General features: G+C 70.8%; 1 protein-coding gene. It reads right to left on the reverse strand.

Annotated elements, in window-relative coordinates; translation table 11 throughout:
* Positions 1 to 2,264 (reverse strand): non-ribosomal peptide synthetase (locus tag ACZ6N8_RS31150; RefSeq protein WP_466014635.1); only part of this gene is annotated, 2,264 nt, incomplete at both ends.

Consider the following 2,264-nt stretch of genomic DNA (forward strand, 5'->3'; position numbering starts at 1 on the left):
CGTCCGCAAACTCTCGTGCCGCGCCACCACATCACCCAACGCCGCCCGCAACGCCACCACATCCAACGCCCCACGCAGCCGGATCTGGCCGGGAATGTGATAGGTCGAGCCGTGACCCGGCAACTGGTCGAGGATCCAGAGACGCTGCTGAGCCGGTGAGAGGTCGATGGTGTCGGGTCGGTCCCGGCGTGTCACCCGGGGCCGGGCCTCGCCGGCCGACCCGAGCAGCCGGTCGAGGCCGGCGACCGTCGGGTGTTCGAAGACGGCCCGCAGCGGCAATTCCACGCCGAAGGCTGAACGCACCCGGCTGACCAGCCGCGAAGCGAGCAGTGAGTGGCCGCCCAACTCGAAGAACCCGTCGTCCATCCCCACGTCGGGCACGCCCAGCAACTCTGTGAAGATGCCGCAGAGCGCAGCGGCCGTCGGGGTGTCCGGTGCCCGCCCGTTCGCTGCGGCCGCGGGCAGCGGCGTGGGAAGCGCCCGCCGGTTGACCTTTCCGCTGTCCAGCAGCGGAAGCGCGGCGAGGACCACGAACATCGACGGCACCATGAAGTGGGGCATCCGGGCAGCGGCGAAGTCGCGCAGCGCATCGGTGTCGAGGTCGTCCAGGCTCGGTACGACGTACGCGACGAGCCGACCGTCCCCCGGCACGTCCTCGTGCACGACCACGGCCACCTGTCGGACGGCCGGATGACTGCCGATCACCGACTGGACCTCGGCCGGCTCCACCCGGAAACCACGGATCTTGACCTGGTCGTCGACCCGCCCGAGAAACTCGTAGAACTCGCGGTCGCGGTTCCAGCGCACCAGGTCGCCGGTGCGGTACATCCGTTCCCCCGGCGCACCGAACGGGTTTGCCACGAAGCGTTCCGCCGTTAGCCCGGATTGGCCCAGGTAGCCGTCGGCGAGCCCCACGCCGGCCATGTAGAGCTCCGCGGTCACTCCGGCCGGGACCGGCTCGAGGCCGGCGTCGAGGGCGTAGCAGCGCTTGTTCGCGATCGGCCGCCCGACCGGGATCACGCCACGGTCGATGTCGGCCGCTGTCACCGTGTGGCAGTTCGTGAAGATCATGCTTTCCGCCGGCGAGTAGCCGTTGACGACGCGCAGGTCCGGGTAACGCTGGCGGAGTCGGGCCAGGTGCGCGACGGAGGCCGCCTCCCCTCCCGTCATCACCTGGCGCACGGTGCGGAAGGTCTTCGGGTACTCGTCGAGCAGGAAATTCAGCAGGCTGGCCGCGACGTGCAGGCTGGTGACCTCGTGCTCGTCGACGAGTTCGGCGATCACTGCGGGTTCCGGGAGCTGGCCGGGTTGCAGCACGCAGACGGCGCCGTGCAGGAGCGCCGCGAACAGCTCGTAACCGAACATGTCCCAGCTGGCCGGTGCGCACTGCAGCCACACCTCGTCGGCGGCGAAGCGTGCGTAGTCCTGGCTCAGCAGCGTGCCCGCGACGGCGCGATGCGGGGCGGCGACGCCCTTGGGGCGCCCGGTCGAGCCGGAGGTGAAGATCACACAGGCCAGGTCGCCGGGCCCCGGCACAGTGGACGGCGGAAGGTCGCTGCACCCGGCGACGGCGGCCGCCTCGGTCTGCGGATCGACCACCCGGGAGACCGCGCCGGCGATCTCCGGTGCGAGGTCGTCGTGGTAGCCCACGACGGTCCGGACACCGGCCTGCCGGACGATGCCCTCAAGCCGGGCGGCGGGGAGCTGCGGGTCCAGCACGGTGTAGGCCGCGCCTGCCTTGAGGACCGCGAGAACGGCGGTGACCTGCGCGAACGAGCGGTTCAGGTGCACGCCCACCACGTCACCCGGTGCCACACCGCGGGCGGTGAGGTGGTGTGCCAGGCGGTTCGCGCCGGCTTCGAGTTCGCCGTAGGTCATGGCGTGCTCGCCGAAGACGAGGGCGGTGGCATTCGGCGAGCGCGCGGCCTGCCGGGTGAAGAGGACGGGCAGGCTGAGGTCGTCGTACTCGCGCGCGGTGGCATTGTGTCCGTGCAGAAGCCGTTCGCGCTCCTGGTCGTCCATCAGTGGCAGCCGGGAGACCGGCCGCGCGGGATCCGTCACGGCTGCGGCCAGCAGCGTGTGCAGCCGGACGCCGATGTCGGTGGCGGTCGACGACTCGAACAGATCGAGGCTGTACTCCAGCAGCGCCTCGATGCCGGCCGGGGAGCCGCCGTCGTGGTGTTCGGTGAATTCGAAGGACAGGTCGAACTTGGCGGTCGTGCGGGGTGCGGGCAGCAGTTCGGCGTCCAGGGTGCCCATCCGTA

It is taken from the genome of Micromonospora sp. NPDC047521, assembly GCF_055587305.1.